Raw genomic sequence first — 14,522 nt, 5'->3', positions numbered from 1 at the left:
CGACTGGTCATCGGCTTTCGCACCGAGCCGGGGTTCCCCCCGTACCTGCGGCTCGTGCATCCCGGCGCGGGTGGGGCACGTTCCCCCGGCCCCGCCCGCGCCCCCGTTCTCACTGGTACACGACGACCTTGTCGCCGTTCCTCACCTGCGCGTACAGATCCGCGATCGCCCCCTCGTCCCGTACGTTGACGCAGCCGTGCGAGGCTCCCGCGTAACCGTGGGCGGCGAAGTCGTACGAGTAGTGCACGGCCTGGCCGCCGCTGAAGAACATCGCGTACGGCATGGCCGAGTCGTAGAGCGTCGACCAGTGCTCGCGGGACTTCCAGTAGACCTGGAACACGCCCTCCCGGGTCGGCGTGTACTGCGAGCCGAACCGCACCGACATCGTCGACACGGTCCGCCCGTCGATCATCCAGCGCAGCGTCCGGCTCGACTTGCTGACGCACAGCACCCGGCCGGTCAGACAGCGCGGGTCGGGCGCGGCGGCCGGCTGCCCGCCCATCAGATACAGCTCCCACTTGCCCGGCTCGTGCGTCATTCCAAGCAGCCGCTGCCAGGTGACGGTGTCCGTCCGGCCCGTCCTCGGCAGCCCGCGCTTGCCCTGGAAGCCGCTCACCGCCTGCTCGGTCAGGTCGTCGTACGTCCCGGTCGGGCCGTCGACGAGCCACTCGACCTGACGCAGCCGGGCCTGGAGTTCGCGGACGTCCCGGCCGGTGTCGCCCCGCGTCCACAGCACCCGGGCCGGGGTACGGGCGGGCGGCGCACCCGAGGGTGCCGCGCCGCCCGGAGAGTTCCCCGGCGGCGCGCCGCTGATGTCGATGTGCACCGGCGAGCGTGCCCTGCCGTCGGCGGCCGTGCCCTCCACGGTGCAGCCCGTCACCAGTACGGCCCCCAGGGCGAAGGCGGCCACCCTCCCCAACTTCCCCATGCCCGTCATACGCGTCACGGCCCTCGTCGTCTCATGGTCCCTACGGATGTCCCCAGGAATGTTCCCCGCGGATGACGCGCCGCGAACGGCACGGCATCGTGGTGACCAGCGGGCGCACCCGCGCCGATACGGTCCGGCGAGGAGCCGGTCCGTACGGGCGAGTGGGCGACGGCCGCTTCGAGTGGTTCGAACATGTGTTCAGCGGGAGGCGACACCATGACGCGCGAGTCCGAGTCCGGGCTGCCCATCGAACCCGTCTACGGACCCGACGCCCAGGAGGGCCGGGACCCGGCGGAGAAGCTGGGGGAGCCGGGGGAGTACCCGTTCACCCGGGGCGTGTACCCGTCGATGTACACGGGCCGGCCGTGGACGATGCGCCAGTACGCGGGTTTCGGCACGGCGACGGAGTCCAACGCCCGCTACAAGCAGTTGATCGCCAACGGCACGATGGGTCTGTCGGTCGCCTTCGACCTGCCCACCCAGATGGGCCACGACTCCGACGCGCCGATCGCCTCGGGCGAGGTCGGCAAGGTGGGGGTGGCGATCGACTCGATCGACGACATGCGGGTGCTGTTCGGCGGGATCCCGCTGGACCGGGTCTCGACCTCGATGACGATCAACGCCCCGGCCGCGCTGCTGCTCCTGCTCTACCAACTCGTCGCCGAGGAGCAGGGCGTCGCCGCCGACCGGCTGACCGGGACGATCCAGAACGACGTGCTGAAGGAGTACATCGCGCGCGGGACGTACATCTTCCCGCCGAAGCCGTCGCTGCGGCTGACCGCGGACATCTTCAAGTACTGCCGGGCCGAGATCCCGAAGTGGAACACCATCTCGATCTCCGGCTACCACATGGCGGAGGCGGGGGCGTCGCCCGCGCAGGAGATCGCGTTCACGCTGGCGGACGGCATCGAATACGTGCGCACGGCGGTCGCGGCCGGAATGGACGTCGACGACTTCGCGCCCCGGCTCTCCTTCTTCTTCGTGGCCCGTACGACGATCCTGGAGGAGGTCGCCAAGTTCCGCGCGGCCCGCAGGATCTGGGCGCGGGTGATGCGGGACGAGTTCGGCGCGAGGAACCCCAAGTCGCTGATGCTGCGCTTCCACACCCAGACGGCGGGAGTGCAGCTGACCGCCCAGCAGCCCGAGGTGAACCTGGTCCGCGTCGCGGTCCAGGGCCTGGGCGCGGTCCTCGGCGGCACCCAGTCCCTGCACACCAACTCCTTCGACGAGGCCATCGCGCTGCCCACCGACAAGTCCGCCCGGCTGGCCCTGCGCACACAGCAGGTCCTCGCCCACGAGACGGATGTGACCGCGACCGTCGACCCCTTCGCGGGCTCCTACGCGGTCGAGAGGATGACCGACGACGTCGAGGCGGCGGCGCTGGAACTGATGCGCAAGGTCGAGGACCTCGGCGGCGCGGTCAACGCCATCGAGCACGGCTTCCAGAAGGGCGAGATCGAGCGCTCCGCCTACCGCATCGCCCAGGAGACCGACTCCGGCGAACGCGTGGTCGTCGGCGTCAACCGCTTCCAGCTCGACGAGGAGGAGCCCTACGAGCCGCTGCGCGTCGACCCCGCCATCGAGGCCCGGCAGGCCGAACGCCTGGCCAGGCTGCGCGCCGAGCGCGACCGGCAGGCGGTGGAGACCGCCCTCGCCGCCCTGAAGAGGGCCGCCGAGGGCGACGGCAATGTCCTCTACCCGATGAAGGACGCCCTGCGCGCCCGCGCGACGGTCGGCGAGGTGTGCGACGCCCTGCGGGAGGTGTGGGGGACGTACGTGCCCTCGGACGCCTTCTGAGCACCGTCTTGGGAGGGCCTCGTCCCGAGGGCCGGAATACCCGGGCGAAGTGTCGTACCTTCGTGCGACACTCCCCGCATGTTCGGCGTCATTGATCTCCCCACCTATCTGGCGGGCCTCGTCCTCATCGTCCTGCTCCCCGGCCCCAACTCCCTCTACGTCCTCTCCGTGGCCGCCCGTCGCGGTGTGCGGTCCGCGTACACGGCCGCCGCCGGTGTCTGGTGCGGCGACGCGGTGCTGATGACGCTGTCGGCGGCCGGGGTCGCCTCCCTGCTCCAGGCCAACGACGTGCTCTTCGGCATCGTGAAGTACGCCGGTGCCGGATACCTGACGTGGCTCGCGATCGGGATGCTGCGGACCGCCCGGCGGATGTGGCGCACGCGCCGGGAGCAGGCCGGACGGGATGCCGCCGAACCGGTCACCGGGGAGGAGCGGCCCTTTCGCCGCGCCCTGGTCGTCAGCCTCTTCAACCCCAAGGCGATCCTGTTCTTCGTCGCCTTCTTCGTACAGTTCGTGTCGGAATCAAACCCGGTCGTGGGCTTCCTGACCTTGGGCGTACTCGCCCAGTTGGCAAGCGTGTTGTACCTGTCCGCGCTCATCTTCGGCGGGGCTCGTCTGGCTGCCGCGTTCCGTCGCCGGAGGGCGCTCAGCGCGGGGGCCACCTCGGCCGCCGGGGTCCTCTTCCTGGGGTTCGCCGTCAAGCTGTCTCTGGCGAGCGTGTAGGGGCTGACATGTCTCAACTTGACGATGCTGCGGCCCTGTTCGCCGGTATGAGCGTCCATGAGCAGCAAGAGGCGCTAGGGGCTCTAGGCCTACCCAAGAGGCTCCCGAAGGAGCCCCAGGAGCCCCCCAAGGTCACCCCGTTCTCTGCCCTTGCGAGCACACCCGGCAGGCGGAAGCGGCAGCGGATCACTGTGACGGTTAGTTCAGTGTTGGAGAAGGGCGGCGCGGACGGCCGGACTTCCGCTGTCTGCGCTGGCGTTCAAGTCCCGTCATCGAAAGATCATCTGTGTTCCGCTGGGGAGTAGCCGTACTCTCGACGTATGGCTGAGCACCTTGGTGACCGGTTGGTCCGGCTGCGGCGGTTGGCCGACCTCACCCAAGAGGGGTTGGCCGAGAAATCAGGCGTCTCCTCCGACGTGATCAAGCGCCTTGAGCAGAAGCGGAAGCACAGCGCGAGACTGCCAACTCTGCATGCCTTGGCACAGGGGCTTGGGGTCGAGCTGACATCGCTCCTGGGAGATCCGCCGGGAGTCCCCTCCACGGGGGATGCAGACCCGCCCCAGCTCGTTGCTGTGCGCCGTGCCATCATGCCGCCGCTCTTCGCTCCGCCTCCCGAGCCGAACGGGGCTGAGCGGCTGACTGGGCCGCTTCTCAGGCAGGAGATTGCCGACGCATGGACTCTCTACCACAGTGCGGAGTTCGGCCGTCTCATGGAAGTGCTGCCCGGCGTCATTAACGACGCGCGCTTCGTCGCTGCTGTGGGGAATGCCGACGAGAGAGCCGCCGGACAGGCAGCGTTGGGGAAGGCTCTCCAGTTGGCTGGGCACCTGACGATCCGTCTGGGAAAGACAGACCTTGCACTAAGCGCGCTTGAGCGTGCCATGAACGCTGCCGAGCAATCCTCTGATCCCTTGCTCGCACCGATGGTCAGTAACTCTGTTGCATGGAACTACCAGCGACAGAATCGGCTGGACGATGCGGAGAACCTCGCCGTGTATGCGGCTGATCACGTTGAACGTGATCACATCGATACGGCTGAAGGGGTGCGTGTCTGGGGTGGCCTGCTCATGTCGGCGGCGACGAGTGCGGCGCGACTGGGCGACTACGACACGGCGAACGACATGATGACGACGGCAGAGAAGGCTACGAACCGATTGGCCACGTTGCCGCCCCCGGCGAACGGGCGCATGGTGTCTGTCTTCAGCCGCTCGTCGGTGCGTATTGAGCGAGTGCGTCTCGCAGTTCAGCACGCGCGGCCTGAAGAGGCTATTCGATTGGCAAAGGGGATGCGTCTCAGCGCCGATACTCCGCCCTCGTGGCGTACGTGGCTGCTCCTCGACGTGGCGCGCGCTCACACGGACTTGGGGAACGCTGAGGGCGCAGTGAAGGCACTTACGCGGCTGCATGAGATCGCCCCGGCGTGGATGCGGCATCACACGCTGGCCGTGGCGATAGTGACCGACCTGTGGGCTATGCCGAACCGCCCGCCGGGCCTCCGGAAGCTGGCGCAGTTCCTCGGGGTCGCAGCCAACTAAGGCCGCAAAACTAGGACGTTGCGTCCCTGTAGCGCCCTGTAACCATCCGTGACGATTGCCTTTCCAGACTTCGACCCGAGGGACTGAGGATGGCAAGGCCGGCGGAGGTAGACACGGCAACGCTGGAACGCGGCGCACTGTTGTACGACTCGGCCTTATCTGAGGTCGGGGAGTATCGGGGTGTGGCGGGCCTGTACGTGATGTTGCGGCCGGTGGGGGGTGGCCGTGAGTGGGAGGCGGACCCTGGGGCGGTTCGTCTGGCGACCCCTGCTGAGCGGTTGAGTGCGGGTGTGCGGTTGGCCAATGCGCGGCCGGGCAGGGGCTGTGAGCGGGGATGCGGTGGTCCGGTCTGATCAGGTGATGCTGATCCCGGACAGTGAGCCGGATGCGGAGCCGACCACGCACGCGATGAAGTGTGCGGTGTGCAATCACACGTCGGTGTGCAGTGAGGATTTTGCTGATCCTGAGGCGTGGGTGCTGGCGCATGCGTTGGAGTTTCCGTCGCACCGTACGTTCCGTGAGGTGATCGTCCGTTCGTGGCGTACGCGGCGGCTGGCGTGAGTGCGCGGATGCGCGGCCGGTTCCGGTTCCGTGAGCACACGCTGACTCCGGACACGGACACCCCGGTCGTGTACCTGATGAGGTGTCAGGTATGCGGGCTGGCGAGCACGGGCAGCGAGGATGTCTCGGAGGGGACGCGGTGGGCTGCGGGGCACCTCAAGGAGAGCCCCGGGCATCTGCACTTCGAGGAGTACATCACTCGGTCGTACACCTTCGTGCCGGGAGTGTGGCTGTGACCTACCGGTGCACGGCGGTGGCCGGTCTGCGTGACGAGGTCCGGGCTCTGGCAGCGAAGATCCCTTCCCCGGGGCCCTCGGTCGAGTGGGCGGCGGGTGATCTGTTCCAGTGCAAGCTTGAGGACGTGCCTCATGAGCATCATGTGGCGTTCCTGCGGACGGGTTCCCGTGTCTTTCCCGACTCGGATGTGTTTCTGTGCTGGTGTGACGCATCGTCAGTTCAGTGGCTCGAAGATCTCGACTGCTGTTTAGGAAAGCCGGACCCGATGGCGTCGGGGTGCACGATTTTCAAGGATCATCCGGGCCGGTGCGACTGGGCGTATATCGATCCTCAGGTAGTGGCTGTTCAGGCGATGGCGGATCAGCTGTGCGAGGAATTTGGCCTGTCGCATCTGTTTAGGCAGGACAAGCCTTCCGATCCCTGATCCGATTGTTTTGCGGGTAGTTCCTTCGTGGTGCGCTTGGGCACGTCGCCGTCGACCCCCGGCCCAAGAGGGTTGGGTTCGGTCTGGGCGGCCGGAGCGATGGGGCTGGGCAGTGGGGTCCTGGTGCCGGGCCGGTGTCCGGAGTCCTGGCGCCGGTGTGCCTGGGCCGTCAGTCCAGGGGGCCGGTGTGGATGGGCGGAGAGTGCTGGTTCTGGCTCAGCCCTCCCAGCTCGCCTCGTGGTGTGCCGGGGCGGTGGCGCCCCGGACCGGACCAGCCGAAGGCCGCATGCCGGGCCGGGGTGCGGTAGCCGCCGCGGCGGCACGCCGCAGGCGTGCCCTGACGGAAACCGTACGGTAGTCGCTGATGCGGTGTATCTCTCCAATGGCTGAAATGAAAGAGTCCCCCCTCCTGATGGAAGGGGAGACTCTTGTTTCTGAGGCTCAGATGCAGAGTCGTGCAACTAGCCCCAGTTGTTGTCCATTCTGATCAGCCGTTCTTTTACGTCGTGTGGAATGACAAGTTTTCCGAGTATTTCTCCGTCGTCTTGCCTGCCGAGTTCAAAAGTTATTCCGGCGCTGAGTAGGTCTCTTTCCATGGCTTCTATGCCACCGGATTTCCAGTGTTGGCTGTAGGTTACGCCGGTGCTTTCGTAGATCCACCTGTCCTTTGTGGACTCCGGGTCAATCTTCCCTAGATCGCTCATTAGGGCGTCTAGTTCGGTCTCCGCCTTTTCTCGGATGAAACCGGATTTGTCGAATCGCCCGCCGGGCTCCAATCCGGACATGTAATAGGCAATGGACTCTTCCAATCGGGTCCGTTCGCGCCTATTCTCGTCGCCTCGGGCGTACTGGCGACGGATTACCTCGAAGTCCCCCAGGGCCTCAAATACGGCCTGTGTCAGAGCAGAGTACGCATGCTCAGGGTCCGGTATTACGAATCCAGGCTTCCGGCAATCCGGGCACCGCAGATACCGGTACTCCTTGACCTCGCCAGTAGAAAGTGTCTTGTAGTTGTTCGTTTCGTTGACGTTTCTGCCGCACTGGTGCTTCATGACGCCAAGGAATCTGGTAGGGCGTCGATTCTTCTCGTGGTGACGCTTGTTTTTTGCGCGGGTGGCAAGCGCTGCTTGTACTTTATCGAATTCTTCGCCAGTCAGGATCGGTTCATCGGTAACCCTGATTTCCTGGCCTTTCTTGTCTAGGACGGGTGTGGATTTGTAGGTTGTTGCCTTGATGCCTCCCTCGGTACGAATTCCCTTTACCGCGGGATTCCTGAGGGTTCTGAGAATTTGCTGATTGTTCCATTTCCGGTTGCTGTAAGTCGGAACCTTGGCCCTGTCTAGGACCTTGGCAATTCGATTGGCCGGAACTCCTCGCATTGCGGCCCGGTGCATGTAACGAACTGCTCGCGCTTGCTCCGATTCCTGTACTAGCCGAAGTTTCCCATCCACCCTGGCAGTCTTGTAGCCGTATGAAGGCTTACCGATACGCCATTGATCCTGCTGCTTCGTGTATTCCCAGTGCGACGAAACGCGGGTCTTGGTGTTAGCTGCTTCAATCTCCGCTACTGCTGCAATGAACGTCACCATTGCCTGAGCCATGGGGGATGACAAATCCAGTGTGTCATTTAGGGAAAGAAGATTCTTCCCGAACTTCTCGCACCACTTGATGACTTCATGCAGGTCGGAAATGCGCCTGATGAATCGGTCCAACTTCCAGAACAGAATAAGGTCAAACTCCGGGATGCGATTGTTGAGCCAGTTGCCGAGTTCCTTCCGTTCCCAAGGCGCTTTCTTGGTTGCGGACACGCCGAGATCCCGGGCCACACCGACAACCCTGATGCCCTCTCGGTTGGCGTAGCGACGAAGATCAAGTTCCTGCCGTGCGGGGCTGGTGGTGTCCTCCGTGAGGATCGACAGGCGCACCGACAGGAGTCCGCGAGGCGCGTCCTCCGGTAGTGCCTCGTTCCTGGTCTGAAGCTCGGCCAGCTCTGCCAGTTCCTCTGCGGTCCACTCGGGAGCGATCTGAGTAGCTGTCATGAGGCCAGAGGGTACAGGCAGTTGGACTCTGACACTTTCTTCGTACAGTTCGTCGACCAGGCCTACGCCTACCCCGCCCTGTCCTTCGTCGTCCTCGGCGCCTTCGCCCAACTGGCCAGCTTCCTCTACCTCAGCGCACTGATCTTCGGCGGCACCCGCCTGGCCGCCGCCTTCCACCGCCGCAGGCGCCTGTCGGCGGGAGCGACCTCGGCGGCGGGCGCCCTGTTCCTGGGCTTCGCGGTGAAGCTGTCACTGGCGAGCGCGTAGGGCGGCACCGCCGTCTCTCAGGTCAGGGCGAAGCGGGTGAGGTAGCCGGCGAGGTCGGTCGGGGAAGTGGCTGCACAGCCGATGTAGCCGTCCGGGCGGACGAGGAACAGGCCCGTTCCGTATGCCCGGTGGGCGTCCCCGTGCACCACCCGCACCGACTCGCCCACGCCGTCGGGGGCGTCGGTGCCCAGTGCCAGCAGGGTCCAGTGCGGGCCCCGGAAGGCGTCGAAGAGCCGTACGCCGTCCACCGTCGCGTCGGGCGCGCGGTCGCCGGCCCGCAGGGCGCCGTCCGGGACCGCCGTGCGGGTCTCCGTCGTCAGGGACGAGTCCCGGTAGCCCAGCCCCAGTTGCCGGGTCGCGCTGCCGCGCCGCACCTCGCCGCGGTGGACGCCGGTCGACAGGTCGAGCATCTGGGCGGCGATCGGGCGCCGTTCCTCCTCGTAGCTGTCCAGGAGCCCGGCCGGGACGCCGTCCCTCAGCACCGCGCCCAGCTTCCAGCCGAGGTTGTAGGCGTCCTGGACGCTGGTGTTCAGACCTTGACCGCCCGCCGGTGAGTGCACGTGCGCCGCGTCACCGGCGAGGAAGACCCGGCCCACCCGGAAGCGGTCCGCCAGGGCGGCACGCGGCCGGAAGTCGGAGGCCCAGCGCACCTCGGTCACGTCCTCGGCGGCGAGGTGCGAGCGGTCCGCGACCACCTTCCGGATGCCGTCCGGGGTGAGGTCCACCTCCGTGCCCTCCAGGAACCGCGCGACCACCTGGAAGTCCTCGGTGCCGGCCAGCGGGCAGACGGAGAGGAAGCCGGTGCGCTCGTCGCGGGGCGGGAAGAGGTGCCAGTTGTCGCGGTCCAGGCCGGCGATCCGCACGTCCGCGACCAGCGTCGGGTGCGGGTCGACGGTCTCACCCGCCATGCCGACGCCCAGCGCGCGGCGCACCGCCGACCGGCCGCCGTCCGCGGCGACCAGATGGCGGGCGCGCACGGCCTCGCCCGAGGAGAGGTGCGCGGTGACACCGTCCGCGTCCTGCGCGACACCGGCCACCTCGCGGCCGAAGGCGACCTTGCCGCCCAGTTCCGCCAGCCGCGCCGCCAGGATCTCCTGCGTACGCCACTGGGGCACCATCCACGGTGTGCCGTACGGCGAGTCCTCGCTCTCCTCGGCGGGGTCGAACATGCGGTGCTCGCCGGCCCGTTCGCCGTTCTGCCAGACCATGCCGACCGGGTAGTCCCCGCCCGCCGCGCGGATCGCGTCGAGCACGCCGAGGTCGTCGAAGACCTCCATCGTGCGCGGCTGGATGCCCTTGCCCCGCGAGCCGGGGAACAGCGCCTCGGCCCGCTCCACGACCAGCGCGTCCACCCCGCGCCTGGCCAGGTCGACACCGAGGGCGAGACCGGTGGGACCCGCGCCGACGATCAGGACGTCCGTGTCCATGTGCACTCCCCTTAACGCCGTTAAGTGCTCTCTGGGTACGAGAATGGCCTTAACGCCGTTAAGCTGTCAAGCGTGGCTACGGAACGACGCGCCCCCCTCGACCGCCGCCGGGTCGCGGACACGGCGCTGAAACTGCTGAACGAGGTCGGTCTCGACGGCCTGACCCTGCGCGCCATCGCCAAGGAGCTGGACGTCAAGGCGCCCGCTCTGTACTGGCACTTCAAGGACAAGCAGGCCCTGCTGGACGAGATGGCCACCGAGATGTACCGGCGGATGGTCGCCGGGACCGTCCTCGACCCGGCCGACACCTGGCGGGAGCGGCTGCTCAGGACCAACCGCGGCCTGCGCGCCTCGCTGCTGGGCTACCGCGACGGCGCCAGGGTGTTCAGCGGCTCACGCTTCACCGGAGGCGAGCACGCCGAGCAGATGGAGGACAGCCTGCGTCTGTTCACCGCGGCGGGGCTCACCCTCGCCCAGGCGGTACGGGCGAACACGACGGCGTATGTGTTCACCCTCGGGTTCGTCATCGAGGAACAGAGCGTCCAACCCCTGCCCGACGAGCGCCGGGAGGGATTCGACGTGGAAGAACGCGCCCGCCTGCTGGCCGACCATCCCCTGACGGCCGCGGCGGGCGCGGAGATCTTCACGGACTACGAGCGCCACTTCGAGGAGGCGCTGGCCCTGGTGATCGCGGGTGTCGCGGTGACCTACGGCCTCGACTGAGCCGTCTCCGCCGCCTCCTCCCGCCGCGCCGCCCGGTGCCGGCGCACCGTGCGGGTGACGAGCGGCGGCAGCAGGTCGAGGACGAGACGCCGGGCGCGCTCGCGCGGGGTCCGCGGCCGTGCAGCGCGCTCCGCCGGGCGCGTCTGCTCGGCCCGCTGCTGTTGCTGCGGCGGCACGGGCACGACCACGGGCGCGGGCTCCGGCACCCGCGCCGGCGCGGGCTCCTCGGGCTCCGGCGCGGGTGCCGGGTGCCGGGAGGACGGCAGCGAGGGCGGACTCATCTTCCTGCCCCGGGCGCGGAACCGGACCAGCCGGTGCCCGGCCGCCCGCTCCACGGTCACGGCGCAGTCCTCGCGCCCGCGCAGCGCGGCCAGCAGCTCCTCCTGCACCGGCTCCGGGTCGCCCCAGGTGCCGTAGAGCTTCTGGCTGCTCAGGCAGACGGGACGCAGCCCCCGGTCGAGCACGGCCTCCCAGGCGGCGACGGCGACCCCCGGCGTGTGCTCGCTGCGGAAGTCGTCGAGGACGACGACGCCGTCCGGCCCCAGCAGCTCCCGGGCCGCGCCGATGTCGCCCTGGACGTGCTCGTACAGATGCGAGGCGTCGATGTGGACGAAGCGGCAGCTGCCCGGCGCGACCTCGTCGACGATCGCCGAACTGGGGGCCTGCACGATCGCCGGCAGGGAGTCGTGGAAGGAGAGGTAATTGCGTTCGAAGGCCTGCCTGGTGAGCGAGGAGTACGACTGCGCGGCCTCCGCCCGGTTGGCGGCGTCCGGCGGCTCGGCCCCGAACAGGTCACAGACCGTGAGTGTCTCGCCGTCCTGCAGACGGTGTCCCAGCAGGATCGCGCTCTTTCCCATGTAGGCGCCCAGTTCGAGCAGGTCACCGCGGGTGTCCAGGCGCTCCTGCCGCTCCAGGAACCAGGAGAACAACACCTGGTCGAGCGGCCAGAACCAGCCGGGTACGTCGTTCAGCTCGCTGGGGTACTTGTGCGTCTCTTGAGCAGTGGCCATGAAGGGAGGATGCCTTCTCGGCGCCCGCGAGTGGGTCGGCACACGCGATACCGCGGCAAGAACGTCGGCGATTCGCTCAGCGGCCCCGGGAGAGCGCCGATCGCAGCCGCGGCGCCAGCGGCCTCTCGACGAACCGGTGCAGCAGCCACGCCAGCAGCAGCATCGCGGCCGTCGCCGGCACGAGGGTCGCCGCCGACGGCAGGCGCAGATCACGGTGCAGGACGTGGATCACCACCCAGCCCAGATGCTCGTGCACCAGGTAGAAGGGGTACGTCAGCGCCCCGGCCACCGTCAGCCGGCGCCAGTCCGCCCGGCTCGTCCAGCCCAGCGCGATCGCCGCCACCGCCGCGAAGCCCAGGGCGACGACGAGGACGATGCCGAGGGTGGTGCGGTGGGCGAAGGCGTCCGGGTCGGAGGCGTTCCACAGCTCGTCCACCGCGTAGTGCTGCCCGACGAGGAAACTCACGGCCGCGACCGCCCACCCGTGGGCGTCCCGCCGGTCGCGGTGGACGAGGTACAGGCCGATGCCGCCCACGAAGAAGGGGGCGTACCGCGGCATCAGCACCAGGTCGAGCAGCGGCTCGCGCGCGGCCTGCGCGAGGGCCGCGGCCAGCAGCCGGCCGGCGCAGAACAGCAGGACCCGGCGGTGGTTCGCGCCGGGCAGGACCACGCACAGCGCGAACAGCGCGTAGAAGCGGACCTCCACCCACAGCGTCCAGCACACGCTTAGCACCCGGTCGGCGCCCAGCGGTTCCTGAAGGAGCGTCAGGTTGACCGGGGCGTCGCTCGGCGAGACCGCGTCGTAGGCGACCGACGGCAGCGCGAACACCGCGGTCACCAGGGCGACCGCCACCCAGTGGGCGGGCATCAGCCGGGCGACCCGGGAGGCGGAGAACGACGCGAGGGACCGCCCCAGCCGCTCATGCAGATCACGAACCCGCTGATCACGAAGAAGATCTGCACCCCGAGGCAGCCGTACGCGAACAGGCCGTGCCGCGTGGGGAACTGGACCTTGGCGGAGCTGCCCCAGGCGTCGGTGACGTAGCCGCCGCGTCCGCCGTAGTGGTACGCCGCCACCATCAGCGCCGCCACCAGCCGCAGTCCGTCCAGGGCCCGCAGCCGGGACACCCGGCGCGGCGCCGCGCCGGCCCTCGGCTCGGCGGCGGTCCCGGCCACCGGCCGGACGGTCGCGCTGGTCACGGAGGTCTCCTCGCCGGATGTCTGACAGCGGTGGGTTCGCTGTGAACTCCCGAGCACGTTCACCAGTACGCCGGGCCCGATCCCAGGTGAGACCGGTCGGCGGCGCAACGATTCGCCCCGTGGACCCGGCCCGTTCACCCCCGCGTCGTTTTGGTTTTCTAAGTTCCCCCGACATCCCCCATTCGCGGTCGACCGCTACTCATCCGCGGCGCGTGTGGCCCCGGATGACGAGAACCGCTGTGGCAGAAGAAGACCGGGAGTGGCATGACGAGGGTCCAGAACAGACGTGCGCGCGGGGGTGAGCTGGACGCCTGTCTGCGTGCCTGCGCGGCGCACAGCGGCAAGGTGGTGGGCAGCCTCGACCGGCGCCGCGTGGAACTCGCCGAGGAGCTGCGCAAGCTGCTCGTCGCGTGGGGGACGCACGGCATCGACGGCCCCGCCGCGGCCCCCTCCGGTGCCACCACCCTGCTCAAGCGCGCCATGAAGGGCGCGACCACCCCCACCGCCATCTCCGGGGAACTGCTCGACGCCCTGCTGGCCGTGGCCAACAAGGCGCTCCAGTGCGGCTACGACGACGAGTTGAACCTCGCCCTCGTCATCAGCGACACCGTCCTCGCCCAGCGCAAGAACTCCCGGGCCGGCTGGCGGCTGCGCGCCCGGCTGCTGGAGGCGCTCGGCGACGAGGCCGACGCCGTCGAGGCCTACGAGAAGTACGTCTCCCTCACCGACGCCGACGGCTTCGGCGTCCGCTCCCACATCGCCGGCATGCGCGCCGCGGCGGACAAGGAGCGCGAGCTGCTCGGCCTGCTGGCCCGGCAGTGCCCCGGGGCCCGGGACCACGCCCGCGGCCGCGCCACCGACGTATGGGACGAGGGACTGGCCGCGCACGCCGCCGGTGACTGGGCGGCGGCCGAGCCGCGGCTGGTGGGAGCGCTCCTGATCCTCGCCGAACAGGAGGCGCCGGTCGCCGACCGGCAGGACCTGCTCGGCCAGTACCTGGAACTGCGCACCGCCGTCGACACGGACCTGCCGGCCCTCACCGAGGTGTTCGCGCTCTACGCCGAACAGCGCCGCAACCGGATGCGCGGGCCCGTCGCCGACCCCACCGTCGGCGGCGTGCGGTGGATCACCCTCGGCGAGTTCCGCAACCAGGTCGCCGGCAAGTCCGTCTGCCTGATCGCCAACTCCGGTCGGGTGGGCACCAGTTCCATGGGCGCCCAGATCGACGACTACGACCTGGTCGTGCGCTTCAACTCGTACCGGATCGACCCGAAGCACACCGGCAGCCGCACCGACATCCACGCCACCATCCACAAGCACGCCTTCAACTGGGACCAGAAGGTCACCACCCGCCTGGTCTTCGGCGGGGTCTCGGGCGACTGGAAGTGGTCCTTGCGCAACCGCCTCGTCCCCGGCGCCCAGACCTGCCTCGGCGACGAGTCGCTGCGCTGGCCCGTCCGCAACATCGGCAGGCTCGGCACCGACGTTCTGGTCGGGCATCCCGACCACCGGCTTCAACATGCTCTTCCTGCTGGACTTCCTGGACGTCAGCCCGAAGCTCGACCTGATCGGCTTCGACTTCTACGAGAGCGGCGCCTACCGCGTGCCGGAGGCCATGAAGCTGGCCATCACGTCCGTGCACGAATACACC

General features: G+C 68.5%; 11 protein-coding genes and 3 pseudogenes. 9 read left to right on the top strand and 5 right to left on the bottom strand.

All coding sequences use genetic code 11. From position 1 onward, the window contains the following. Positions 1-109: 109 nt before the first annotated feature. The gene (locus AC4IHM_RS12090) at positions 110-937 is read right to left on the bottom strand and encodes a L,D-transpeptidase family protein (RefSeq protein WP_490870818.1); all 828 of its coding nucleotides are present in this window, start codon (positions 935-937) and stop codon (positions 110-112) included. A 207-nt stretch (positions 938-1,144) separates the two neighbouring features. Between AC4IHM_RS12090 and AC4IHM_RS12085 the strand changes: the two genes are divergently transcribed. The 6 genes from AC4IHM_RS12085 to AC4IHM_RS12060 all read left to right on the top strand — a co-directional run bounded on the left by AC4IHM_RS12085 (position 1,145) and on the right by AC4IHM_RS12060 (position 6,205). After that, complete coding sequence (locus AC4IHM_RS12085) at positions 1,145-2,725, top strand: acyl-CoA mutase large subunit family protein (protein ID WP_490867070.1); 1,581 nt, start codon at positions 1,145-1,147, stop codon at positions 2,723-2,725. A 78-nt stretch (positions 2,726-2,803) separates the two neighbouring features. Beyond that, entirely contained in the window at positions 2,804-3,448 is a 645-nt protein-coding gene (gene leuE / locus AC4IHM_RS12080) for a leucine efflux protein LeuE (RefSeq protein WP_490867069.1), read from the top strand. Between the two features lie 320 nt (positions 3,449-3,768). After that, on the top strand, positions 3,769-4,983 hold the full coding sequence (locus AC4IHM_RS12075; RefSeq protein WP_490867068.1) for a helix-turn-helix domain-containing protein: 1,215 nt from the start codon (positions 3,769-3,771) through the stop codon (positions 4,981-4,983). Between the two features lie 360 nt (positions 4,984-5,343). Beyond that, positions 5,344-5,544 carry a DUF7848 domain-containing protein gene (locus tag AC4IHM_RS12070; RefSeq protein WP_490867067.1) on the top strand — a complete coding sequence of 67 codons (201 nt, stop codon included), beginning with the start codon at positions 5,344-5,346 and terminating at the stop codon, positions 5,542-5,544. Continuing rightward, complete coding sequence (locus AC4IHM_RS12065; protein ID WP_365310705.1) at positions 5,520-5,780, top strand: DUF7848 domain-containing protein; 261 nt, start codon at positions 5,520-5,522, stop codon at positions 5,778-5,780. The genes AC4IHM_RS12070 and AC4IHM_RS12065 overlap by 25 nt, the downstream gene beginning before the upstream one ends. After that, positions 5,771-6,205 (top strand): hypothetical protein, encoded by a 435-nt coding sequence (locus tag AC4IHM_RS12060; protein ID WP_490867066.1) that lies wholly within the window; start codon positions 5,771-5,773, stop codon positions 6,203-6,205. Before AC4IHM_RS12065 ends, AC4IHM_RS12060 begins: the two co-directional genes overlap by 10 nt. Before the next feature lie 461 nt (positions 6,206-6,666). On the opposite strand, the gene AC4IHM_RS12055 is transcribed toward AC4IHM_RS12060, so the two are convergent. Further along, positions 6,667-8,244, bottom strand: coding sequence for a recombinase family protein (locus AC4IHM_RS12055; RefSeq protein ID WP_490867065.1), 1,578 nt, complete (start codon positions 8,242-8,244; stop codon positions 6,667-6,669). 36 nt (positions 8,245-8,280) lie between these two features. On the opposite strand from AC4IHM_RS12055, the pseudogene AC4IHM_RS12050 reads away from it, so the two are divergent. Further along, positions 8,281-8,511: pseudogene (locus AC4IHM_RS12050) on the top strand (LysE family transporter); the annotation flags it as partial. A gap of 17 nt (positions 8,512-8,528) precedes the next feature. On the opposite strand, the gene AC4IHM_RS12045 reads toward AC4IHM_RS12050, so the two are convergent. Next, positions 8,529-9,938: an FAD-dependent oxidoreductase gene (locus tag AC4IHM_RS12045; RefSeq protein WP_490867064.1), complete on the bottom strand. Its 1,410-nt coding sequence runs from the start codon at positions 9,936-9,938 to the stop codon at positions 8,529-8,531. Between the two features lie 72 nt (positions 9,939-10,010). On the opposite strand from AC4IHM_RS12045, the gene AC4IHM_RS12040 reads away from it, so the two are divergent. After that, complete coding sequence (locus tag AC4IHM_RS12040) at positions 10,011-10,661, top strand: TetR/AcrR family transcriptional regulator (RefSeq protein WP_490867063.1); 651 nt, start codon at positions 10,011-10,013, stop codon at positions 10,659-10,661. Here the strand turns inward: AC4IHM_RS12040 and AC4IHM_RS12035 are convergent. Next, positions 10,646-11,671, bottom strand: a complete 1,026-nt coding sequence (locus tag AC4IHM_RS12035) for a class I SAM-dependent methyltransferase (protein WP_490867062.1) — start codon at positions 11,669-11,671, stop codon at positions 10,646-10,648. The genes AC4IHM_RS12040 and AC4IHM_RS12035 overlap by 16 nt on opposite strands. Positions 11,672-11,747: 76 nt before the next feature. Beyond that, a pseudogene (locus tag AC4IHM_RS12030) lies at positions 11,748-12,871 on the bottom strand (acyltransferase family protein). 264 nt (positions 12,872-13,135) lie between these two features. Between AC4IHM_RS12030 and AC4IHM_RS12025 the strand changes: the two are divergent. Then, positions 13,136-14,125, top strand: a pseudogene (locus tag AC4IHM_RS12025) (glycosyltransferase family 29 protein); the annotation flags it as partial. Positions 14,126-14,522: the final 397 nt, after the last annotated feature.

This window comes from Streptomyces sp. SL06 (assembly GCF_058244745.1).
Note: the sequence above shows the minus strand (reverse complement) of the source record. Positions and strands in the feature narration are given on the sequence as shown.

Bases quoted from the DNA above. Each gene is read 5' to 3' on its own strand.
- AC4IHM_RS12090 (WP_490870818.1), bottom strand. From the start codon at position 937: ATGACGGGCATGGGGAAGTTGGGGAGGGTGGCCGCCTTCGCCCTGGGG.
- AC4IHM_RS12085 (WP_490867070.1), top strand. From the start codon at position 1,145: ATGACGCGCGAGTCCGAGTCCGGGCTGCCCATCGAACCCGTCTACGGA.
- leuE (WP_490867069.1), top strand. From the start codon at position 2,804: ATGTTCGGCGTCATTGATCTCCCCACCTATCTGGCGGGCCTCGTCCTC.
- AC4IHM_RS12075 (WP_490867068.1), top strand. From the start codon at position 3,769: ATGGCTGAGCACCTTGGTGACCGGTTGGTCCGGCTGCGGCGGTTGGCC.
- AC4IHM_RS12070 (WP_490867067.1), top strand. From the start codon at position 5,344: ATGCTGATCCCGGACAGTGAGCCGGATGCGGAGCCGACCACGCACGCG.
- AC4IHM_RS12055 (WP_490867065.1), bottom strand. From the start codon at position 8,244: ATGACAGCTACTCAGATCGCTCCCGAGTGGACCGCAGAGGAACTGGCA.
- AC4IHM_RS12045 (WP_490867064.1), bottom strand. From the start codon at position 9,938: ATGGACACGGACGTCCTGATCGTCGGCGCGGGTCCCACCGGTCTCGCC.
- AC4IHM_RS12035 (WP_490867062.1), bottom strand. From the start codon at position 11,671: ATGGCCACTGCTCAAGAGACGCACAAGTACCCCAGCGAGCTGAACGAC.